The following is a 22,333-nucleotide window of genomic DNA, read 5'->3' as shown; positions in this document are numbered from 1 at the left end:
CGCGGTAGTCGGGGACAGCGTGATCGACGTCCTGTATGACGCGGAGTGCGATAGTTTTTCGTGGATGGTTGACGGCGTGAGCAGGAGCGTCGATTGGGTGCGAGCCATTCTCGAGTCTCAACCCTAATTTTGTCGGCAAATTGAGCGGAAAATAAATTGACGTCAGTCAGTTACACCAAGATCACGCAGAGCGCCGAAGGCGCGATCCGCGCTCATCTCGACGCGGCCGCGAAAGAGGTAGAAGCTGGCAACGCTCTCGGCGCGAGTTACGAGCGGGGCGCGGCAAGCGGTGCTTTCGATCTCTGGCAAACGCTGTCGTTGCAGCACCTCGACGCGCTCAGGCGAGCGTCCTATGCGGCCGACTTTGCGCGGCTGTACGGGTTGGTCTTTTCCGAGCCTACGCCAGCGTAATAACGGAAAGAGGAAAGGCCATGACCAACGTATCGACCATCGGCAACGCTGACCTCGCGCACCTTCTCGGGAAGGCTCACGACGCTGCGAGCAGAGGCCCCAACGGAATGTCTACGGGCGAGCAACTGGCCGTCGCGCTGATCCTCGATCGTCCAGACTGGCTTGCGGCCATGAGCTGCACGATCGCCGAAGCGATGGAAAAGGTCGGCCCCGACTGGCTGCGCCTGATTCCGGCAGCGGCACGGCAGTTCAGGCGCGAGCAGGACGAAACCGCCTATGCGGCGGCAGAGAAGGCACGGCAAGCCAAACTCGCGCAGTTCATCGCCCAAGAGGCGGGCGACGAGAAAATGGATTTCTCCGCTACGCTCGTCACCTTTGGCGACGCTCCAGGCTATCGCGAAGTGCGTTTCACGTTCGACCTTGAACCGATTGGCGAAGGACCCAGGACGACCATTCGCACGTGCATCAGCATCCGACCGGAAGATGGCGAGAGGATTGTCAGCCACATAAGGGACGTTCATCGCTTCGCATGGGATCGCAGCGGCGGCCGACCGATCGACGCGAAGCCCGACGAGCAGCGCCCGAGTTGGATTGATGGCCGCTACCCGTAACACGGAAAAGAGGCATGTCGCAAATTGTTATCAGCGAACCGGACATTGATGTGTGAACGAACAATAGAGTTCGACACAAGACAATAGACTTTGACACAAAACAATAGAGTTTGACACAAGCTCGCGTGGCCGCGACCGGCATACGGCCGGGTTCGGCCACCAAGAGACGTTCGAGGAGGTCGTTCAATTTTTTGAGGGCAACCGGAATGGGTCGACGGCCCACATTTCGCCGGCGCGGAGACGCGGCTGTGAAAGGGCAAGCCACTCCCCGAGCGGCGTGAGACTTATTCCGGGTGGAACTGAACCGCCGAAGGACTCGGAGACAAACGGCGCGTCATCCTCCGGACGACGAACGACCTGAACAATGTGCGTGATGCCGCGTGGACGCGGATGGTTACTCGCCCAGGAGGGGTCTCCCATTTTCAGCCCGATGGTGGCGCAACGCGGGAGGCTGAGGGCTGTGATCTCTCGCCCCTCAAGAACGAACCCTGTGCGGGTCTCAATCTCCTGGATGATCCGATCGGACCACACTTGCAGGGCTTCCACATCTTCAGCACCAAACACTGCGCGACCAGCAGCCTCGTTCTCTGCTCGCATCGCTTTCGTGAGAAGCAGTCTGGTCCATCCCGAGCAGTCAATGACCGGAGGGTCGGCCGACAGTCCTTCGGATTTCACGCCTAGTTGGTATCCGACCCGACCCGTGTAGAGCTGCACAAGTCGCCACATCGTGGTTTCGGCTGTCTCAAATGTCATGGCGCGGTCACCTCCGCCTGCGGGCGGCGAAACCGGGAACGAGGAATTTCTGCAATCGCAGCGATTTCGATCATCAATTCGGGGCGATATAGACGTTCGACTTGAACGGTTGTGGTGACTGGATATGGTGCGGCAAAGAATTCCTTACGGATGTCCCCGGTGCTCATGAACGCGTCAATATCCGTTGCATAGTGAACGACCGAAAGCACATCCGACATTTGCCCACCCATCGTCGCCAGAACGTCACGAATATTTTCCAGAACCCTTCGCACCTGCACCCGGATGTCGTTTTGTCCGACAACCTGCCCGTGCCGATCGAGTGACACTTGACCTTTAAGGTGAACGACGTGGCCATCGCCTTGGATGACGGCCATCGAGAAGGCCCCGAACGGCGGCCAAACATCGGGCGGGTTCACTGCATCTACCATTGCCGAACTCCCGTGATGAGTTGTCTCTGTGCATTATGCAACGCTCGTGACGCGGTCATCGACGGTCCGCAGTGGAGGCCGGTCGGGACACTGCCTCGGGTCGGGTAGCATCGGTTCCGGCAGGCAGAGTGCGGCCAACAGGAGACAATCGACTCCACCTCCTGAATCATTGACAATCGGATGCGATAAACATCGAGTGCGATGCAAATCGCGACCCGATTTAAGTGAACGAAAATTGAAACACCATGAAAAAGACCGCGCGTCGACCACTAGTTTTGCTCTGGATAGCACTCGCTTTCTACGGGAGCAACGCGATGGCATCCGTGTTCTGTTCGCAGAGGGCTGGCGCGTCTGAAGGCTTGTCAAGCTTGAAACGGGTCACGGCCGGGACATTGACGACCGGCATCCCCGTATCGCTGCTGATGGTACCCAAGACAGAATGTGATGCTCGGCAGGATTGTCGCGTGCGAGGAGCGCCCGTACTTGCTGGCGCGGGACAAGGTGTCGAACTTGCACACGATCAGTCATGGATCTGCGTGGGCATTCCTGGCAAGCGGCCACTCGATGTATGGTATGGGTGGGTACCGCGTGGGCGGTGGAAAGCGATAGCAACTAGCCAGACGTTTGCGGATCAATGGCTTGGTGTTTGGCAAAACGACCACGCAAAAATCGAGATTCGCACATCTGATGCACAAGCTCTCGCTGTCAGGGGCAATGCCATCTTTGATGGAGGTTCTGGTGGACCGGATTTTGGCGATTTCGACTTCATTGGAACTCCCAAAAACGGAATGTTGACAAATGAGGTCCCGGAGTTCAGCAACGGTTGTACGGTGGCTTTACACATCGCCGGAAAATTCCTTGTTGCTGCCGACAATGGGCAGTGCGGAGGAATGAATGTGAACTTTGACGGCGTCTATCGACTCCGGCGTCGTCTTCAGTGAGACGTTAAAACTGACACTAGTCAACTGCACGACCTGCTTCGGCCAGCAAGAGACCATCGACTATCGCTGCAAGATGGTCAACAATCGAGGCTGCACAGACTCAGCGACACAATCCGATGAAACTAACAATCGAGCTTCGGCCGGCGTCCACCGCCGACGAACCGTTCCTCCTGCAACTGCGAAAATCGTCGATGACCGAGCATTTGCAAAAGGCCGGTGTGGCGACTGACGACGGCACTCACTTTGAGCGCATCCGCGCAAATTTCGAAGACGCGAGGCTTGTTCGTGCGGGTGACGAAGACGTTGAGATTCTCAAGCTCAGCCGTGCGGATTCGGAGTGGCACGTGCATCAGCTTCAAATCTCCCCGAAATGTCAGGGGCGCCGGAATTGGCGAAGCGGTCTTGCGCCTTGTGCTGGCGGAAGCAGAGGAGGCAAACGTCGCCGTCTCGCTGAGTGTCATGCACCACAACCCAGCGCGGCGCCTCTACGAGCGACTTGGCTTCGAATATGCCGGCGAGACCCCTAGCGACGTCAAGTTGCTATGGCGTCCGCGAACTGCCATGTAATCGGCGGTCTGGCGAGCATACGGTACACGCATTTCGACGCGTTCACGAGGGGCGACCCGCGCCACGCCGCGTCAGGCACAAGCCGGCCAGTTTGAGACGTTCGCCATTGCCGTCATGCGGTTATTCGAGCGGCTGCTAACGCTCAGACAGCGAACCTTCACGCTAGACCGTGTTGAGCCGCACATCGGCCATTACCGTCATTCAGCGACGATCAAGCTCATCATTCGTAGCTGCTATCGGAAAACTAAATGCTCGTTGCCACCTGATTCGGCGTTCGAGTACACGCGATCAGTTCGAAACGATGCCTCGGATTGTCGTCCCGAGCGCTGCGTACGACAGGGCATTCGATCAGTATGGGCTGGGCCGCAATGTCTATCGCAAAAATCCTCACTTCCTCGTTTTGCCACTGTTGATCGGCGAACATCTCGGGTTGACAGCAACGGTGTCGATCGAGCTTGGGAGTGTCTTCGTCAAACTGGTACCGTCCGAATCTTGCCGCCGCCGGCTGCGCTTCCTCAATTCGCGCTCCGGCAACACGGGCATCCGCGCTTCCACAACGACGCAGCAAACATCTGGTTCCGTCAGCTCATAAAACGGACCTTTGAGCGCTATCCTGATTTCAGAGCCGAATAGAAGCGCGCGTCAATGTGGCCTCTGGAACTTTGTCCTTCATTCGCGTCATTGTTTCCAAGTCGTGATTGGCCCGACCAATCGAAGAGACAAGTCCGGACACGGTCAGCGCGGACGAGACCGCCTGCTGAATCGCTGTTCGACAGATTGCGGAATGTTTGCCGGGGTGACCACCACCACCGACGACGACGGTCCGACTGCAGAAGCCGGCAGCAATTTATGAAAGTGCATGATGTAATGGCACGCGGTTCGCATGTCTTGTCGCAGGTCGTGGTGCAAGACCGCACTGAGCTTTCCATCATGCAGCAACTCAACATTGTCCCTATCCAGGTCGTGCCCGATGAAACACTTCGGCGTCTGGCCTATCGACTTCAGCGCGCGCAGTATCGCGACATTTCCCCCGCCCATCGAATACACCGCGACGATTTTCCGGCCCGAACCAACGGCCCGCTTTACCCGCTCCCCGGTCTGGGCGTCAAGACCGTGACCGCCGCTCGCATCAACGAGGGTGAGCTTCGGATGCCGCCGCTGCAACTCATCGCGAAAGCTGATTTCGCGCTCCTCCTCGCCTCTGAAGCGCTCGTTACTCATCGTGATGAGGACATCACCTTCCCGGCGAGCGAGCCATTGACCAATGAGGTAAGCGGCTGTCGCGCCCGCCATCCGGTTGTCGAGACCCGCGTAGGCAATACGCACGGACTGCGGAATGTCCGTAAAGATGGTGATGACGGGTACACCGCGTTGCTGCAGCTCCGCGACGGCGTCGGCAACCTCAGGGACATCCCGCGCCTTGAGCAATACGCCGTGGCTGCCTCTTCGTCCGATTGCTTTCAGCGCGCCGACGACGTCTGCCGTCGTCATCGTGTCCTGCATCAGAAAGCGAGGCCGGAACACGGCTGGCTGTAGTCCCGGCAGTTCCGATTCCAATGCTTCGCGTATTTCGTCGGAAAACCTGCGGGGTGCTTCGACGACAACATCGACAACGAGCTTGCGCCCGCTAGTGGCCGACTGAAACTGCTGCTTCTCCAGTTCTTCTATCGCATGCTGCACGCGCTGGCGAGTGTGTTCACGGACATGCTTCCGCCCGTTCAGCGCCCGGTCGACTGTGGCGAGCCCAAGGCCCGCCTGAAGGGCGATTTCCTTCATGAGAAATCGATGAGCCACTATCGGTGCAACCTAGATGAGGTGTTGTTGAGGTTTTTATAGTAACGCAAGGGTCCGCAAGAGGGCTATCGTCGGGCAAGAACAGAGGAGACACCATGACCGCAACTGAACCGCGTGGCAAAGCGCGCGTACGCCTTTGGTATCGGGAGCAGGATTGTTCGCTTCGAGACTTCGTCGCTGCGCTTCAGCCCCGTCCCGATGCTGGCAGACTTCGATTTGCCGCTGAAACAGTCGACGACGTTCCCGTGTACGACTGCCGCGAGCTTGCCGGTGCCTTCGACGATGCCCCACGGCGCGCGGACGTGCAAGCCGAGTGGGCGAGCGTATTGAACACGGGCGCGGGTGTGTTGGTGCTGAAACGGGTTCACGCCGACACAGCGCCGATTGACGACGCGACCAGGGTCTTTGAGTCAGTCATCCGCGAGGAGCGCGAAGCTGGCGTCACCGGGGCAGACCATTTCGCCAAGGCAGGTGCGAATGACCGCATCTGGAATGCGCAGGAAAAGCTCTGCCTACGCGCGCCCTCGGTGTTCGCCCGCTACTTCGCGAGCCAGGCACTACGCGCTATGGCCGAGGCGTGGCTGGGGCCTCACTTCCAGATGACGTCGCAGGTCAACGTCGTACGTCCCGGCGGACACGCGCAACAGGCGCACCGGGACTATCACCTTGGTTTTCAAACCGTAGCGGAAGCCGAGCGTTATCCGGCACACGTTCATACAATGTCCCGCTATCTCACCCTGCAAGGGGCGATTGCTCACAGCGACATGGCAGTGGAAAGCGGGCCAACCAAGCTGCTGCCTTTCTCGCAGCGCTATGCCGAAGGGTACCTCGCATGGCGTCGGCAGGACTTCCGCGACTATTTTGAAACTCACTATATCCAACTGCCGCTCGAAAAAGGTGATGCGCTGTTCTTCAATCCCGCACTCTTCCATGCAGCCGGTTCGAACCGGACGACCTCTATTCACCGCATGGCCAACCTCTTGCAGATTTCCTCGGCCTACGGTCGTGCAATGGAGTCGCTGAATCGGACAAAGATGTGCGAGGCGTTATATCCGGTCTTGCTGGAACGAGTGCGGACGGCGACCATCACGCGAGAAGAGGCCGACGCGGTGATTGCGTCGTGTGCCGAGGGCTATCCGTTTCCAACGAATCTGGACAGGGACCCGCCGCAGGGCGGCCTCGCACCAGAAAGTCAGCAGCAATTATTCCGTCGGGCGCTGGCAGAGTTTTGGGACACGGACGGATTCATGGCCGCAATTCGTGAGCAAGTCGAGCGACGCGAGGCATAGGGTCTTCTATTAAAAGGCCGAGGCCGCCACATTTGCGCCAAATCGCCGCGACCAGAATTGAGGTATTTTTGATGTCTTTCTCCTCTGCCAAACAGCCGGAACGTTGCTATGATTGGACCCCAAAAACTTGGATCTGACGTACAAAGATGAGTTTAAATCTCAGGCAGCGAGCGCCGCAGATGGCCGCACTGCTCGAATACCTCAGCAGGTGATGGGCCGTCATGGACCAGTTCAAGGAAATCGAGCTTTTCATAGAAGTCGCAGAGTCGGGAAATATCAGTCGTGCGGCCGAAGCACTGGACCTTTCGATATCTGCCGCGAGCCGCTATCTCGCCTCGCTTGAGACGCGGCTCGGCGTGCAGTTGATACGTCGCAATACCCGCAGCCTCTATTTGACGGAAGCAGGAGCGGAATTCCATCGGCGGTGCAAATCTGTTCTGGCCGACCTCAAAGAAGCAGAGTCCGTAGCCAGGGAGGCGGTGGTAAAGCCGAGCGGCGTGCTGCGCGTGACGGCGTCCCTATCTTTCTGCACGCTGCACATCGCGCCCCTGCTGCAGGAGTTCACGGCACGCTATCCCGACATTACGGTTGATGTGGTGGCGGCCAATCGTTACTACGACATCATCGAGAACGGGATTGACGTGGCGGTACGCACCAAGGTGCTGGAGGCAGACAGCAACATCACGATAAAGCGCCTGGCTTCAACGCGCCGCATACTCGCGGCATCCCCCGCATACATAGAGGTTCACGGGGCACCTTGTTTTCCCGCTGAACTCGTCAGGCATCACGTGCTCAACTACGGTCTCGCAGATAACCCGCGAGAACTGTCGTTCCAGCGTGGCGGCGAGTGCATTGTCGTCAAGGTTAAACCCTTGCTCGAAGCGAATGACGGTCAGATATTGCGCGTCGCTGCGTTAAACGGCATGGGCGTACTCGTTCAGCCCAAATACATCGTGTACGACGACCTGATTGCTGGTCGACTCGTCCCCGTTCTTGATGATTGGGACCTTCCACGCCTGACGATGAACATCGCCTTTCAGACCCGCGCGCACATGCCCGTCAAAGTCCGTCTCTTTGTTGATGCGCTGACTGAGCGATTCCAGCAGCACGATTTTGAGCGTCTCTGGACCGCGTAGTACCCGCAAGTACCGTCATGTAATGGGGCTTCACGCTCCGATGCCTCCGCACGACCTTGCCATCCAGCCAAACGGAACGCGGGTCATTGAGTTTCCCATTTAGTGCAAAAGAGATTCTTTTTCTAGCTCTGGTTTGCCAAGTTTGATGGCTATAGACTTGGTTCAAAGCTGTACGAAAACATCGATGGAGACACTGCAATGCAAAGCACTTTCGCGTCAGCCCAAACAGCCGCGCTTCCCTATTTCGACGAGGCGCGCTCTGCCGATGTCGTCAATGCACGAATGGGCGAGCAGACAGATGAGCGGCTTCGTCAGGTCATGTCTGTGCTTGTCAAGCATCTTCACGCGGCGATAAAGGAAATCGAACCGACGCACGAGGAATGGTTCGCGGCGATCCGGTTTCTCACCGAAACAGGCCAGATGTGCACCGACTGGCGCCAAGAATACATTCTTCTCTCTGACATCCTCGGCGTGTCGATGCTCGTCGATGCCATCAATCATCGTCGCCCCAGCGGCGCTACCCCCAACACCATCCTCGGGCCGTTCTACGTTGCTGGCGCACCGGAGTATCCGAGCGGCGCGAACATCTGCCTTGACGGAAAAGGCGAACCGCTCGTGGTTGCAGGTCGTGTCGCAGATATTAACGGTAATGCCATCCCGAACGCCAAACTCGAAGTCTGGCAGACGAACGACGATGGCTTCTACGATGTCCAGCAAAAAGGTATTCAACCCGATTCAAACTTGCGCGGCATATTCACGTCGGACGCTGAAGGCAAGTACTGGTTCAAGTCGGTGAAGCCCCGTCATTACCCGATTCCCTCGGACGGCCCCGTCGGCAAGCTGCTCGGTGCGATGGGGCGTCATCCCAACCGCGCGGCACACCTGCACTTCATCGTGACGGCCCCAGGCTTCGACCCCGTCATCACCCACATCTTCACGCCCGACTGTCCCTATCTACCTGAAGACGCCGTATTCGGTGTCAAGCGCGAACTAATAGCGGATTTCAGGAAGGTCGACGATGTCACCGTCGCTGAGCGGGTCGGTCTGCGCGCACCCTATTGGTCCGTGGCGTGGGATTTCACGCTAGCTACCGCGAAGACCGTGTAGTCACCCTGACAGATACAGCTTCCGCGCGGCGCCTTCAGAGCTAGCGCACCTTCATCGAACCGCACTTTGGAACACCCAGACATGAGCACAGCAAACATCGAGCTTCTGGCAGCGTATTGGACGATTGCAGGTGATGTGTATCCCTGCGCCCCCAATGAAATCAGTCCGTTCTCGTTGCGCGAGCGCGCCGAAGCGGCGTCGCGTGCAGGATGGAATGGCGTCGGGCTTATCCTTCCTGACCTCAAATACAACGTCGAAAAGTTCGGCCTCTCGGGCGTGAAGCACATTCTCGAAGACACCGGCATGAAGTACTTCGAACTCGAAATTCTGGTTGACTGGTACAGGACCGGCGACGAGCGCGCCTTGTCCGACCAGCATCGCCGCGACTTCATTGAGCTCGGCGGTGCGTTGGGAATGCGCAACCTGAAAATTGGCGCGAGTCACCTGGACGAAGGTCCGGCGGACCTGCCGCAAATCGCCGACGCGTTCGCCCGTCTATGTGAAGACGTCGCGCAAATCGATGCGACTGTCTCCCTCGAATTCATGCCCTTCTCGATTGTGAAGAACCTGCAGGACGGTCTGGCAATCGTCGAAGGCGCGGACCAGCCAAACGGCGGGCTGATGCTTGATATCTGGCATGTTGCGAGAAGTGGGTGCGACTACAGCGAAATCGCGAAGGTTCCGACCAAATACATCAAGGGTATTGAGCTAGACGACGGCGACGCCCAAGTCGTGGGCACCCTGTTTGAGGACACGCGTTTTCAGCGTCGCCTGTGCGGAGAAGGCACGTTCGACTGTCCGGCCTTCATCGACGCAGTGTGGGCCGCCGGCATGCCCGTTCCGTATTACGGCGTCGAACTCATCTCGGAGACCTTTCGCAAGCTTCCCCTGGACGAGATGGCCAAGCGCGCATACGACACGACCATTGCGCAGTTCTCGTCCGAGGCAAAGTCGAAAGGTCGCGCAGCGGCCTGACCACAACGAAATATATGGAGACAAACATGATTCGAATCGCTGTTCTCGGTGCGGGCCGCATTGGCAAGATTCACGCGGCTAACGTTGCCGCCAACCCGGATGCAAAGCTCATCGTGGTCGCTGACCCGTTTGGGGATGCCGCGTCGTCGCTGGCGAAGCGTCTGGGCTGCCACGCGGCGACCGACTGCCTTGCCGCAATCGAGCGCGACGACGTCGACGCAATTGTTATCGGCACGCCCACCGACACGCACATTCAGTTCATGCTTCACGCGATCGCCAAAGGCAAGGCCGTGCTGTGCGAGAAACCCATCGACCTTGATATGGCAAAGTCCGTCGCGGCCGCCAACGAGGTCGAGCGATTAGATGGTCGCGTGATGCTTGCGTTCAACCGCCGCTTTGACCCGACGTCGCAGGCGTTCCGCAAAGCGATTGATGCCGGCGAGGTCGGCGAAGTCCGCCAGGTCGTCATTACGAGTCGCGACCCGGGCATGCCTCCCCGAGAGTACGTGAAGCATTCCGGCGGAATCTTCCGTGACATGGTCATTCACGACCTCGACCTCGCGCGCTGGTATCTCGGCGAAGAGCCGGTCGAAGTCATGGCGATGGCAAGTTGCCTCGTCGAACCGAGTCTCTCTGAGGTCCCAGACTTCGACACGGTGATGCTGCAGCTGCGCACGGCAAGCGGAAAGCAATGCCACATCAATTGCTGCCGTGAAGCTGTCTATGGTTACGACCAGCGCATGGAAGTGTTTGGTTCGAAGGGGATGCTGCTGCAGGACAATCTTCGGCCTTCGACAATTCGCCGCTGGACGGATAGCGCGACCGATGCTCGCGAACCTCTTCTCAACTTCTTCCTGGAGCGGTACGAAACAGCATACAAGACGGAGCTGACGGCGTTTGTCGAGGCGCTGCGTACAAAATCAGCCTTCCCGACCTCGGTGCAGGATGGCCTGAAGGCTTTGCGTCTGGCGGACTGCGCGCTTGAGTCAGCGATGTCCGGCAAATCGGTGAAGGTGTAACCAGGACTCAAGAGGAGATAGACCATGACACGAAAAATTGCTGCCAACGATACGGTCGGCGTTGCTTGCCTTGGCATTACCCACCCGCACACGTCCGGTCGGGTGAAGGCGATTCAACGTCGCCCCGATGCCAGGATGCTCGGCGCGTGGGATGCCAGCCCGCTGCTTAATCCGTTTGTGGATGCCCTTGGCTTACAAGCGCGCTCGAAAGAAGATATCCTCGCTGACGATAACGTGCATGTCGTCCTCGTGCATTCGAAGAGCGAGAAGATGGCCGACCTGACCATCGAGGCCCTGGAAGCAGGAAAATCGGTTCTCGTCGAAAAGCCCGCTGGCCGCAGCTCGCAAGATGCAAAGCGAATCGTCGATGCGGTAGAGCGCACCGGTGGCCTTGTGCAGGTCGGTTACTGCTGGCGATTCGCACCATCAATCGATGCCATGCAGGCAGCACTGCAAGCAGGACGCCTTGGCAAGGTGGTGCAGGTGCGCGCTCACGCAGGCTGTTCTCACAATGAAGCAGCAACCGCGCATATGACGCAGCCAGGCGACATTGGTGGCGCCGTGTTCGTCATCGGTTGTCACACGGTAGACCGTATCCTTTTTCACTTCGGCGTGCCGCGTTCGGTCAACGCCCGTATAACCAAATTCCAGAACTTTCACGGCGACGAATCTCGGGAGGATGCAGCAGGTGCTGTCCTCAATTACGAGGACAAGATTGTCGTCCTGGATTTCATGGCGTGGGATGTCCTGCCGTGGACGGAAACATGGGACTTCACCGCGTACGGAACTGAAGGAATCATGTCTTCCCGCTCGCTGCCCTCAAGCTACAAGATTTACGACTCGGGCAGCGGTGCTCATCCGAAGGGGTGGACCGAGTGGCGGGAAACCAGCTTCCCGGAAATCTGGGCGACGAAGAAAACAGAGTATTCGCCCGAAATCGCTGAAATCGGCAATCCCGTCTATTTCGACCGCGAATCAACCGCTTTCGTCGACGCACTGCGCAACGGCACGCCGTCGGTTGTCTCAGCGACCCAAGCCTACAACATCAACAGGGTCATTGAAGCCATGTTCGCGTCGTCGCAGAAGGCGGGTGCGGAAATATTCATCGAGTGACAAGACCAGCCGTTGATACCATCCCGGTATCAACGGCCACGGGAAAATCGACTAAAAAGTCGGTTACCTAATTCGTAGTCCTATCAAGGAGACAAAGATGAGCATCCTCAAAAGCCTTGCCATTACGATGGCGGTATCAGTTTCGATGTCGTCGGTAGCGGGCACCGCTTATGCCCAGGACAAGGGTGTAGTTGGCATCACACTGCCGAACAAAACGCAGTCCCGCTGGATTACGGATGGCAACAACATGGTGGCCGCTTTGAAGGAGAAGGGTTACACCGCCGACCTCCAGTATGCGAACGACGACGTTCCGACGCAGGTCAACCAGCTCGAAAACATGATTTCGAAGGGCGAGAAGGCCCTGGTCATCGCGCCGATTGACGGGAAGACCCTCTCGGATGTGTTGAACCTGGCTGCGCAGCGACACATCAAGGTCATCTCGTACGACCGTCTGATTCGCGATACGAAGAACGTCGATTACAACGCGACGTTCGACAACTTCCAGGTCGGTGCGCTTCAGGCTCAAAGTATTGTCGACGTCTGGCAGAAGAAGGGAAGCAAAACGCCTTTCAATGTCGAGATTTTCGCGGGCTCGATTGACGACAACAATGCACACATGGTCTACAACGGTGGCATATCCGTGCTCAAACCTTATATCGACAGCGGGAAGTTTGTCGTGCGTAGCAAGCAGGTCACCATCGAAAAGGTCGCTACCCACAACTGGGACGGTGCGACTGCTCAATCACGCATGGACAATTTGCTAAGCGCGAACTACGGAAATGCGCGTCTTGACGCTGTTCTGTGCCCAAATGATGGCATCGCAATCGGCGTTATCTCATCGCTGAAGGGCGTCGGATACGGCACGTCGCAGCAACCGATGCCGGCGATCACCGGGCAGGACGCCGAGATGCAGAACGTCAAGGCAATCATTCGTGGTGACCAGGCCACAACGGTCTACAAAGATACGCGCCAGCTTGCAGGTATGGCAGCCACGATGGTCGACGATGCGTTGTCGGGAAAAGCCGTTCCGGTGAACGACACCACCAGCTACAACAACGGCGTTAAGGTCATCCCGACCTACCTGGTCAAGCCAGTTCTCGTAGACGCCAGCAACTGGAAGACCATCCTGGTGACTCAGGGCCGGTACTACACGGAAGCACAGTTGAAGTAACACGGTCGAGACGGCGGTGCCGGGTCACGTGAAAGCGGTCCGGCACTTCGTCGGCGCGCACATAACGTGAGCCAACGAAGGAATCCACGATGGAAACTATTTTGGAGATGCGCGGGATTCAGAAGAGCTTTGGAGCAGTTAAAGCGCTGAATAACGTCAATCTGAAAGTGCGAAGGGGCGAAATCCATGCCATTTGCGGCGAGAACGGCGCCGGCAAATCTACGTTGATGAAGATTTTGAGCGGCGTCTATCCGCACGGTTCATACGACGGTGAGGTGGTCTACGACGGAGACCAGCGGCAATTCGCCGGCATCCATGACAGCGAGGCCGTTGGCATCATCATCATCCACCAGGAACTGGCAATGGTTCCGATGTTGTCCGTAACCGAGAATATCTTTTTAGGCAACGAGCAGTCAAAACGAGGCGTCATCGACTGGCAGTCGTCGTTCGCCAAGGCGAAGGAGTTGCTGGCGAGAGTAGGACTTTCAGACCCACCCAATACGCTCATTGGAACGCTCGGCATTGGCAAGCAGCAACTCGTAGAAATCGCGAAGGCACTATCGAAAGAAGTCCGACTTTTGATATTGGACGAACCCACGGCGAGCCTGAACGACAAGGATAGCGACACGCTTCTAACCCTGCTCCTGGAATTGCAGGAACGTGGTGTGACATCAATCATTATTTCGCACAAGCTGAACGAGATTTCGAGGGTCGCGGATTCAATCACTGTCATTCGCGATGGCTCGACGGTGGACGCACTCGACTGCAACGCAGAGACGATCAGTGAAGACCGAATCATCAAGGCCATGGTTGGCCGTGAAATGTCGGACCGTTATCCCAAGCGGACACCGGAGATCGGCGAAGTGGTCTTTGAGGTACGCGACTGGCGCGTTCAACATCCGACCCAGCGAGACCGAGCCGTCATCAAGGGCGTCAACCTCACGGCACGCCGTGGCGAAATTGTCGGTATCGCCGGGCTGATGGGTTCCGGGCGCACAGAGCTAGCGATGAGCATCTTCGGCCGCACGTACGGACAGGACATCTCCGGGACAGTGCTGATGAAGGGCAAGCCGGTAGACGTGTCAACCGTGCAGAAGGCTATCAAGTGTGGACTGGCGTATGTCACGGAAGACCGGAAAGGCAATGGGTTGCTCCTTGACGACAACATCCAGCGGAACATTTCGTTGGCGAATTTGGGCGGTGTATCGAAATTTGGCGTCGTCAACGAGCACGAGGACGTTGCGGTTGCCACCGACTTCCTCAAGAAGCTACGCATTCGTAGCCAGGGGGTAATGCACGTTGTCGGGAATCTGTCTGGCGGTAATCAGCAGAAAGTCGTTTTGAGCAAATGGCTATTTTCGAATCCGGATGTACTCATCCTGGACGAGCCGACCCGCGGAATTGATGTGGGAGCGAAATACGAGATTTACAGCATTATCAATCAGGTGGTTGGGGCTGGTAAGTGTGTCGTCATGATTTCGTCTGAGATGCCCGAGCTTCTGGGCATGTGTGACCGCGTGTACGTGATGAATGAAGGCCGCTTCGTCGGGGAGTTCACTGCGCAAGAGGCTACACAGGAAAAAATCATGCGGGCAATCATGCGAAATGGAGATATCTAAATGCGTAAAGTACTGTCCCCGACCGCGCCTCAAGGCTCTGAAGTCCGGCATAGCGAATTCATGAAGTCAATTAAGCGCGGCGCGCGCGAATACGGTTTGCTCCTTTCCCTCGTCGTCATCATGGCGTTCTTCCAGGTGTCGACCAGCGGCGTTCTGATGCAGCCGCTCAATCTGACGAATCTTGTTCTTCAGAACAGCTACATCGTCATCATGGCGTTGGGTATGCTGATGGTCATCGTAGCCGGCCACATTGACCTCTCCGTTGGCTCGACCGCAGGCCTCGTGGGCGCATTGGCAGCGCTCCTGATGGTGCAGTTCAACGTCAACTACATCCTCGCGACAATCATCTGTATTGTCGCAGGGGCACTCATTGGGGCCGCGCAGGGCTACTGGGTTGCGTTCTGGAAGATGCCGTCGTTCATCGTGACGCTTGCTGGGATGCTCGTTTTCCGCGGGCTCACCAACCTTGTTCTCCAAGGGCAATCCATCGGTCCATTTCCTGATGCGTTCGCCGCGGTGAGCTCTGGGTTCCTGCCAGACGTGTTCCACGGTCAGCGCATTCACATCACGTCGATTTTGCTGGGCGTTCTTGTGGGGGCACTCTTCTTCATCGTCGAACTTCGCCAACGTGCCAGTGCCGCGAAGCATGAAATGGACAGCGGCTCGTTCTCGATGTTCGTCGTCAAGAACGTCATCCTGACCGGCCTGATTGTCTTCCTCTGTTACTTGCTCGCCTCTTATCGCGGCTTGCCGACTGTTCTCATCATCATGGGCGTGCTGATTGGCGCGTACACATTCCTGATGAACCGGACAACGATTGGCCGGCGGGTCTATGCGGTGGGGGGCAACGCGAAGGCAGCCATGCTTTCTGGCGTCAATATTCAGCGCGTGAGCTTCTTCGCCTTTGTGAACATGGGGGTTCTTGCCGCACTCGCGGGGCTTATCTTCGCCGCGCGCCTTAACAGCGGTACGCCGAGGGCCGGAACTGGCTTCGAACTGGATGTGATTGCGGCATGTTTCATTGGTGGTGCATCTGCCTCCGGCGGCGTTGGCAAGGTGATGGGAGCCGTCGTCGGTGCTTTCATTATGGGTGTGATGAACAACGGCATGTCGATTATGGGTATCGGCGTTGACTACCAGCAGGTAATCAAGGGCCTTGTCCTGCTGGCCGCGGTGTTCGTCGATGTGTACAACAAGAACAAGGCTTAAATGATGTTTGCCGTGACCGCCGCGGCATACAGGATTCTCTTCAACGTACGCCACTCGCTTTTGTCCTTACCAGTCGCAAAGGAATGGAATCAAATGATTAAACACATCGTGATGTGGGACGTTCGCGGCGATACGCCTCAGCAAAAGCAGGAGATGGCGCTGTTCGTCAAAAGCCGATTCGAAGGACTGTCCGGAAAGATTCCCGGCATGAACCGGCTCGAGGTTGGCATGGATGTGAGCAAGGTCGACTATGCGTGCGATGTCGTCCTCTATACCGAGTTCGAAAGCCGTGAGTCACTGGAGGCCTACGCGACCCACCCGGAACACGTTCGGGTCAAACAAGAACTTGGTGATTGCCGTATTGCGCGGCACCAGGTCGACTATCTCTAATACCGTTCAAAAACGGCACATCTGAAAGGTGGTAGCGAGCTATGTACGACTTCACATACACCACTCATGCAGCGCGGGTCGTCTTCGGCGCAGGCAGTCTGAAGCTGGTTCAAAATGAGGTCGACGCGATTGGCGCGCGTCGTGCGCTCGTGCTCTGCACGCCAGAGCAGCGGGAGCAGGCGGAAGTTGTATCAGCATTGCTTGGCCCGACAAGTGCGGGGGTTTTCGATGGTGCGCAGATGCATGTGCCAGTCGAGAATGCTCGTCGGGCTCGCGAGCATGCGAAGGCGGCAAACGCCGATTGTGCTGTCGCAATCGGAGGAGGCTCGACCATCGGGCTCGGCAAGGCGATTGCGCTTGAATCGTCGCTGCCGATCATCGCGATCCCGACAACGTATGCGGGGTCGGAAATGACGCCGATTTACGGCATCACGGAAGGCGGCCAGAAGCGCACCGGCCGCGATGCCCGTGTGCTGCCGCGCACGGTGTTGTACGACCCGGAACTCACCGTCGGGCTGCCCATGAGTCTTTCCTACGTGAGTGGCCTGAACGCTATCGCTCATGCGGCTGAGGGACTTTACGCTCAAGACGGAAATCCCGTCATGGCGCTGATGGCGGAAGAAGGCATCCGTGCTATGGCGAAAGGACTTCGTGGAATCAAGAAAAGCCCGCGAGACATGAAATCGAGAAGCGAGTGTCTTTATGGAGCCTGGCTATGCGGGATGGTTCTCGGCAATGTCGGGATGGCCATTCACCACAAGCTCTGTCACACCTTGGGCGGCACATTTAACCTGCCGCATGCGGAGACGCACGCAATCGTGCTTCCGCACGCGCTGGCATACAACAGCGCTGCGGTCCCCGACGCGATGGCGAAGGTGGCACGGGCGCTCGATGCTCCGAACGGCCCCGACGGGATATTCGAACTTGAACGGGAGTTAGGTGTCCCTTCAGCGCTGCGGGACCTTGGCCTCAAGGAGGCGGAACTTGACCGAGCATGCGAAGTAGCACTTTCGAATCCGTACTGGAATCCCCGACCGATCGAGGCAGAGCCGTTGCGTGCGTTGCTGCAGCGGGCATGGGAGGGCGCAAGGCCGCTAGCGTAGTCCGGACAGAAAGTGCTTAAACCGAACGCAACGCCATCCTTGGGAGAAGCGAATGTCAGCCAAAGAATCGATTTTCACACACGCTTTGTCAGTGACGGACCGCGCGCTCCTTACGGAAGCATTGTCTTCGCTACTTCGCGAGCGCTCCAATGCGTTCAAAATTGCGGCAGGCGTTGCGATTTCCAAGGGGCGGAAAATTCCAGACGTCGCGGAATTCGGACTTTCTGACATCCTGAGGCTCAGCCGGCAACTCCTGATGTGAGGTGAATTCGTGCCCGAAATTTGATGCACGACGCGCACACAAGTATCACTAATAGCACTGGCAGAACGTTACATTGTGTCGCTCAACACGTTGCGGCATTCACCGAAAGGCTTGATTCTTTCACGAATTGCCTCGAGACAGTAGCGGTGTCATTCCTTTCGATTCAGGTCTACGGCTTCAGTGGGACCTCCGCTGCGGGTCACGACGGAGCAGTTTAGCCTGTTGCACCGACGGCCACGACGGAGTAGGTGTACTCGTCACGGTCTTCGCCGAGGAGTTCGACAACGGGCATCGGCGACGCGGTAACGACATTGGTAGTGCGGTCAAGTCGATGGCTAGAAGTGACAACGCTATTAAGAAACACGCGCCCGGAGTCGAAGGCACTCGGTAAGTCTTCTCGGAGATGGACGATCATAAGAGGCCAACTCAATCAAGCGAGTGGCGGTTGTACCTCGGAAGCCGCCGTTAGCGGCACGGCGGGTCGACGGGCCGCTGAGGGTCGACTTCTGCCGGATGCGAATAGATGAACGGCGAACCCCATCGCGTGACCAATGTCGGACTGGGATCGACCACGAGCCGTCGTTCGAGACAGCGAGCTGGATCGTTGACGATCAGCTAACGAGCATCAACCACTTGCCGACTCAAATTTTGACTTACTCACCCGCGTCGGAGGCCGAGTTCGGTTTGCCGTCATTTAAGCCGTTGCCAGACCGAGATAGGCACATCGCCATTGGGTCTAGGCACCACGCGGTAGCTGAGCTGGTCGTCTTTTAACTCGAACCTCCGCTGCTGATCCGCCCCTTCCCAGTTAGGAAAGGAGGCGCGCTCGATATGAAAGGTCAAAGTGCTTCCGTCCTGGCCGACGCTAACGGTACCGAAGTGGGTACTTGAACCCATGACCGCCGCTCTATACTCGGCAGGCGTACCTGCCTGCTTGTCCGCTGAGGCAAAACGTGGCCGTTCGGACTTGAAGATCTGGAGTGAATAATGCCCTTGGGCATCGATTACTAGCAGGCCTTCCGGTGCTGCGCCATAGTCTGACGTCCGCGACCCATCACGATGCTGGACGTCTGCGGCTAGAAGCTTCCATGTGCCGGCCAACGAGGTTACGGCAGTGATGTTGGCGGCAGACGGGACGGAGCTTGATAGCGCGCTCGTCAGGAAGAGCAGCGAGACGGATCCCCCTAAAAATAATCGGCAAGCTTTCATGGTTTGATCTTCCAGCGAACTCTCAAACGAGATCGCGAACAAAAGGATTTCCATCGAGAGGGCCACGGGGGTGACGGGTGGCTGCAGCCGATCTTATCGAGAACTCCCTGTAACAAATGCGATAATTCTGCATCGACCTATTAGAAAAGCTGAACTATGTCGCTGCCGAATCTGGATATAGATGTCATGCGGACATTGCTGGCCGCTCAGCAGCTTGGCAGTCTGAACCGTGCGGCTGAACGCGTAGGCCGGTCGCAGTCGGCGGTAAGCCAGCAGATGCGTAAGCTTGAGGAGCAGATGGGAGAGCCTTTGTTTCGCAGAAAGGGACGAGGCCTGGTCCTCACTGAGGCAGGGGAACTGGTCTGCTCATATGCGCGCCGTATCGTTGATCTCAATGATGAAGCGGTACGGGCGGTTCGGGGGTCTCGCGTATCAGGAGCCGTGCGCTTTGGTCTTCCCGGGGACTTCGCCGAAACATGGCTTCCCGCCGCGCTCGGACAGTTCAAGAGAACCCATCCGGCAGTTCGAGTTGAAGTCACAGTAGAGCGCAACGGTGTTCTGCTAGAGCGACTGGACCGCGGAGAGCTAGATCTTGCTCTCGTCATGGGCTATGAAAGCCGTCCGGACGCGGAACATCTCGCGACTCTCCCTATGACCTGGATCGGGCCGAGTGGAATCGATCTTCATTTCATGGTCGGCGCACCCCTGGACTTGGCGCTTTATAACGCACCTTGCTTCTTTCGTCGGGCAGGCGTCAATGCGCTCGACAGTGCAAACATTCCATGGCGGCTTGCTTACACAACTTCCAGCCTCCAAAGTTTATGGGCCGGGGTGGAAGCAGGTCTCGGGATCACACTGAGGACTGCCGCGGGCTTGCCCTCTACGCTGAGAAGACTCGGCGCGAGAGAGGGTCTTCCTTCGCTTCCGTCGGTCGAGCTATGTCTGCATGCCGCAGATGTCGGCACGCCCTCGGCGTTGGCTCAACTTAAGCGGGTCGTGACTGAGACTGCGCGAAGCAATCTGGCGTCGTGAAACATTAGAATTAATGTCCGCAGATGTGTCGTTTTTTCGCAAGAAAGGCCGCCATCAGACCCAACCCGGCCACAAGGAGACAGTCGACGTTGCTGCGTAGATCGGTAACAATCTCTCGCGCGCGCCTGCGTCTACTGCTCCGATTCAGCACCCGCAAGTGATCCTTAAATGGCTGAAATAGGGCGCAAGACTTTCGTCGCAGTTCATGGTCAGCCATGCCTAACGAATGAGCCAGTGGCAGACCAACACTGACCCATTAAGGTCGCCTCGGGAATTCGGAGAGAATTAAACAGACCTTGCTATACAGGGAGCATCGTAAATGTTGATTGCCTTCGGCGGACTACCGGGCACCGGAAAGACAACAGTAGCGCAAACGCTCGCACGCAAGCTCGCTGCCGTTTATCTGCGCATAGATACGTTGGAACAGGCACTCATGGCGTGCAAGAGCGGCCAGGCGGATATCGGACCTGCCGGCTACTTGGCCGCATATGCAGTTGCGGGCGATAACTTAAGGCTTGGGTTGACCGTCGTCGCGGACTCGGTCAATTCGTTGCACATTACACGTAGCGCCTGGAGAAATGTGGCATTCGATGCAGGTGTGCAGATTTTCGAGATCGAGTTGGTTTGTTCGGACGCCGCGATGCACCGTCAGAGGGTCGAGGGGCGAAAGGCCGACATCCTAGGCTTTCAGTTGCCGACATGGAAGAGCGTGCTTGAACGTCAATACGAACCATGGGAATCAGTGCACCTCGTCGTCGACACCGCAAAGGTTTCGGTCGATCAGGCCGTCGAAGCAATCATGCAGCGCCTGTCGCCGGCACCTCCGGAGAATGGAATAGTTTAGCGTACGACACGCCGAACATGCCGATTGCATGAGACGGCGTTCGGCCAATTTGGGACGTTCGGCATCGGCACCGAATTCGCTGACAATCAACACCTGACGCGGCTTCATCGTGGCCGCGCGGTAAGTGTTGTACTCACGGCAATTCGTCTGTCAGGTGCTTACGGAAGAACGCGACCACTTCAGCGTTGAATTCTCTGTGAAACGAGATACGGTCGAAGTCCGGTCCATCAATACAAATTTCGCGTGCAGACTGCATGAAATCGGCCGAGCAGGGCGCCATGAAGGAAAAATGCTGAGATTTGGGCACGAAGTGAACATCCGGTTTCGTCGGTATGTCGCCGATGATGTTCGCCACGCTCTCTGGCGTCACACCGCCCCCGCCAAACTCGGACCTCCAAAGTTGCAAAGATATCTTCACATTGGAAAAGCTGTCTCTCGTGAAGAAGATGCTGACAGGATCGGCAATCACCGCCGCCTTGATACGCGTGTCATGAACGAGTTCAGGGAGCTCTCCTTTGTGCACCTGTTCGCAAAGCGGAGTCTTCACCCCGTCGCATAAAGGCAAACTTCTTTTAAAGTAAGGGTTAGCACCGGCGGCGACCAGGCCAGTGTATCCGCCGCGGGAGAAACCAAAGATGCCGATTTCGCTCGCGTCGATTCTGGCTGCGGCGGTCCATGAGCCGAGCATGAAGTCGATCAGACGCTTGATATCCACTGGCCGCTCAACGAATACCGAGAAATCATCGGTGTGGGACTTATCCATCGCATTGTCACCAGGATGGTTTATCGCAGCGACCACGAAACCCGCATTTGCTAAAGCTTCGGCCGTGTCATTATGGTCGAGGAAAGTGCCGCCCCTACCATGGGATATAACGACAAGTGATAGTTTCTCGCCCGTAACTGGGCAATCCTTGGCAACAGATAGCACGAACGGGCCCAATTTCTCCTTGCTCGGCGGTTGATTACACGGATACCAAACGGCTCCTTTGAGAGCCTGAAGCCCATTGCCCGGGATCTCGATAAATTGAAAACCGGCCGCATGGGCCAACGAAGTCCCGAGACCTAAGGCAGCGGCAAGAAAGCCGAAACGGATCATTTTTCTTCCTGATTTTAAAATACAACTCGCTCGACTTTAGCCTTAATGTTACATAAGTGATTGCGGACGACAGTTTGATCCCCCTGAGCCGAGAACGCTAGGGGGGAGAAACTATGGAGTACGGGCTTGTCTCCAATGTCTCCTTCGCGGGCCATCGAAGGGCCGTTGTGGGTCGACTTCAGCCGATAGCTGACAGACAAAAGCCCGTCATGAACGGTTAATCGACATCCTCGACTAGATAATTGACGATCTGC

22 protein-coding genes and 1 pseudogene are annotated in these 22,333 nt (G+C 57.2%); 18 read left to right on the top strand and 5 right to left on the bottom strand.

What is annotated here, in order from left to right; genetic code table 11:
- Positions 1 to 156: 156 nt before the first annotated feature.
- Positions 157 to 411, top strand: a complete 255-nt coding sequence (locus HB376_RS36995; RefSeq protein WP_213768648.1) for a hypothetical protein — start codon at positions 157 to 159, stop codon at positions 409 to 411.
- A 20-nt stretch (positions 412 to 431) separates the two neighbouring features.
- Complete coding sequence (locus HB376_RS36990; protein WP_213768647.1) at positions 432 to 1,022, top strand: hypothetical protein; 591 nt, start codon at positions 432 to 434, stop codon at positions 1,020 to 1,022.
- A 183-nt stretch (positions 1,023 to 1,205) separates the two neighbouring features.
- On the opposite strand, the gene HB376_RS36985 is transcribed toward HB376_RS36990, so the two are convergent.
- On the bottom strand, positions 1,206 to 1,775 hold the full coding sequence (locus HB376_RS36985; protein WP_213768646.1) for a hypothetical protein: 570 nt from the start codon (positions 1,773 to 1,775) through the stop codon (positions 1,206 to 1,208).
- On the bottom strand, positions 1,772 to 2,203 hold the full coding sequence (locus HB376_RS36980; RefSeq protein ID WP_213768645.1) for a RidA family protein: 432 nt from the start codon (positions 2,201 to 2,203) through the stop codon (positions 1,772 to 1,774). Before HB376_RS36980 ends, HB376_RS36985 begins: the two co-directional genes overlap by 4 nt.
- Positions 2,204 to 2,448: 245 nt before the next feature.
- Here HB376_RS36980 and HB376_RS36975 point away from each other — a divergent pair, with 245 nt between their 5' ends.
- From HB376_RS36975 to HB376_RS36965, 3 genes and pseudogenes are all read left to right on the top strand, one after another.
- Positions 2,449 to 3,144, top strand: coding sequence for a hypothetical protein (locus tag HB376_RS36975; RefSeq protein WP_213768644.1), 696 nt, complete (start codon positions 2,449 to 2,451; stop codon positions 3,142 to 3,144).
- A 116-nt stretch (positions 3,145 to 3,260) separates the two neighbouring features.
- A pseudogene (locus HB376_RS36970) lies at positions 3,261 to 3,711 on the top strand (GNAT family N-acetyltransferase).
- A gap of 301 nt (positions 3,712 to 4,012) precedes the next feature.
- Complete coding sequence (locus HB376_RS36965; RefSeq protein ID WP_213768643.1) at positions 4,013 to 4,303, top strand: hypothetical protein; 291 nt, start codon at positions 4,013 to 4,015, stop codon at positions 4,301 to 4,303.
- A 143-nt stretch (positions 4,304 to 4,446) separates the two neighbouring features.
- Here HB376_RS36965 and HB376_RS36960 read toward each other — a convergent pair whose 3' ends face one another.
- Positions 4,447 to 5,487: a LacI family DNA-binding transcriptional regulator gene (locus HB376_RS36960; RefSeq protein ID WP_218627487.1), complete on the bottom strand. Its 1,041-nt coding sequence runs from the start codon at positions 5,485 to 5,487 to the stop codon at positions 4,447 to 4,449.
- Positions 5,488 to 5,600: 113 nt separating this feature from the next.
- On the opposite strand from HB376_RS36960, the gene HB376_RS36955 reads away from it, so the two are divergent.
- From HB376_RS36955 to HB376_RS36905, 11 genes are all read left to right on the top strand, one after another.
- A complete protein-coding gene (locus HB376_RS36955; protein WP_213768641.1) occupies positions 5,601 to 6,794 on the top strand; it encodes a phytanoyl-CoA dioxygenase family protein in 1,194 nt (397 codons plus the stop codon).
- Between the two features lie 221 nt (positions 6,795 to 7,015).
- Positions 7,016 to 7,930 (top strand): LysR family transcriptional regulator, encoded by a 915-nt coding sequence (locus HB376_RS36950; protein ID WP_213768640.1) that lies wholly within the window; start codon positions 7,016 to 7,018, stop codon positions 7,928 to 7,930.
- A 198-nt stretch (positions 7,931 to 8,128) separates the two neighbouring features.
- Positions 8,129 to 9,037 carry an intradiol ring-cleavage dioxygenase gene (locus HB376_RS36945; protein WP_213768639.1) on the top strand — a complete coding sequence of 303 codons (909 nt, stop codon included), beginning with the start codon at positions 8,129 to 8,131 and terminating at the stop codon, positions 9,035 to 9,037.
- Positions 9,038 to 9,118: 81 nt separating this feature from the next.
- Positions 9,119 to 10,012 carry a sugar phosphate isomerase/epimerase gene (locus HB376_RS36940; RefSeq protein WP_213768638.1) on the top strand — a complete coding sequence of 298 codons (894 nt, stop codon included), beginning with the start codon at positions 9,119 to 9,121 and terminating at the stop codon, positions 10,010 to 10,012.
- Between the two features lie 14 nt (positions 10,013 to 10,026).
- Complete coding sequence (gene iolG / locus HB376_RS36935; protein ID WP_346730652.1) at positions 10,027 to 11,031, top strand: inositol 2-dehydrogenase; 1,005 nt, start codon at positions 10,027 to 10,029, stop codon at positions 11,029 to 11,031.
- A 24-nt stretch (positions 11,032 to 11,055) separates the two neighbouring features.
- A complete protein-coding gene (locus HB376_RS36930) occupies positions 11,056 to 12,144 on the top strand; it encodes a Gfo/Idh/MocA family oxidoreductase (protein ID WP_213768636.1) in 1,089 nt (362 codons plus the stop codon).
- Positions 12,145 to 12,241: 97 nt separating this feature from the next.
- Entirely contained in the window at positions 12,242 to 13,315 is a 1,074-nt protein-coding gene (chvE, locus tag HB376_RS36925) for a multiple monosaccharide ABC transporter substrate-binding protein (RefSeq protein WP_213768635.1), read from the top strand.
- 89 nt (positions 13,316 to 13,404) lie between these two features.
- The gene (gene mmsA, locus HB376_RS36920) at positions 13,405 to 14,934 is read left to right on the top strand and encodes a multiple monosaccharide ABC transporter ATP-binding protein (RefSeq protein WP_213768634.1); all 1,530 of its coding nucleotides are present in this window, start codon (positions 13,405 to 13,407) and stop codon (positions 14,932 to 14,934) included.
- The gene (mmsB, locus tag HB376_RS36915) at positions 14,935 to 16,143 is read left to right on the top strand and encodes a multiple monosaccharide ABC transporter permease (protein ID WP_213768633.1); all 1,209 of its coding nucleotides are present in this window, start codon (positions 14,935 to 14,937) and stop codon (positions 16,141 to 16,143) included.
- Between the two features lie 93 nt (positions 16,144 to 16,236).
- Complete coding sequence (locus HB376_RS36910; RefSeq protein ID WP_213768632.1) at positions 16,237 to 16,533, top strand: Dabb family protein; 297 nt, start codon at positions 16,237 to 16,239, stop codon at positions 16,531 to 16,533.
- A gap of 41 nt (positions 16,534 to 16,574) precedes the next feature.
- A complete protein-coding gene (locus tag HB376_RS36905; protein WP_213768631.1) occupies positions 16,575 to 17,636 on the top strand; it encodes a maleylacetate reductase in 1,062 nt (353 codons plus the stop codon).
- 952 nt (positions 17,637 to 18,588) lie between these two features.
- Here HB376_RS36905 and HB376_RS36900 read toward each other — a convergent pair.
- Positions 18,589 to 19,161 (bottom strand): lipocalin-like domain-containing protein, encoded by a 573-nt coding sequence (locus HB376_RS36900; RefSeq protein ID WP_255631788.1) that lies wholly within the window; start codon positions 19,159 to 19,161, stop codon positions 18,589 to 18,591.
- 102 nt (positions 19,162 to 19,263) lie between these two features.
- Between HB376_RS36900 and HB376_RS36895 the strand changes: the two genes are divergently transcribed.
- Together HB376_RS36895 and HB376_RS36890 are read left to right on the top strand one after the other, a co-directional pair.
- On the top strand, positions 19,264 to 20,139 hold the full coding sequence (locus HB376_RS36895; RefSeq protein ID WP_213768630.1) for a LysR substrate-binding domain-containing protein: 876 nt from the start codon (positions 19,264 to 19,266) through the stop codon (positions 20,137 to 20,139).
- Positions 20,140 to 20,458: 319 nt separating this feature from the next.
- A complete protein-coding gene (locus HB376_RS36890) occupies positions 20,459 to 20,983 on the top strand; it encodes an AAA family ATPase (RefSeq protein WP_213768629.1) in 525 nt (174 codons plus the stop codon).
- A gap of 133 nt (positions 20,984 to 21,116) precedes the next feature.
- Here the strand turns inward: HB376_RS36890 and HB376_RS36885 are convergent, their stop codons facing one another.
- Positions 21,117 to 22,079: a prolyl oligopeptidase family serine peptidase gene (locus HB376_RS36885; RefSeq protein WP_213768628.1), complete on the bottom strand. Its 963-nt coding sequence runs from the start codon at positions 22,077 to 22,079 to the stop codon at positions 21,117 to 21,119.
- Positions 22,080 to 22,333: the final 254 nt, after the last annotated feature.

The organism is Caballeronia sp. dw_19, assembly GCF_018449515.1.
Taxonomy (GTDB): Bacteria; Pseudomonadota; Gammaproteobacteria; order Burkholderiales; family Burkholderiaceae; genus Caballeronia.
The sequence above is the reverse complement of the archived record's forward strand: the minus strand, read 5'-3'. Positions and strand labels throughout refer to the sequence as shown.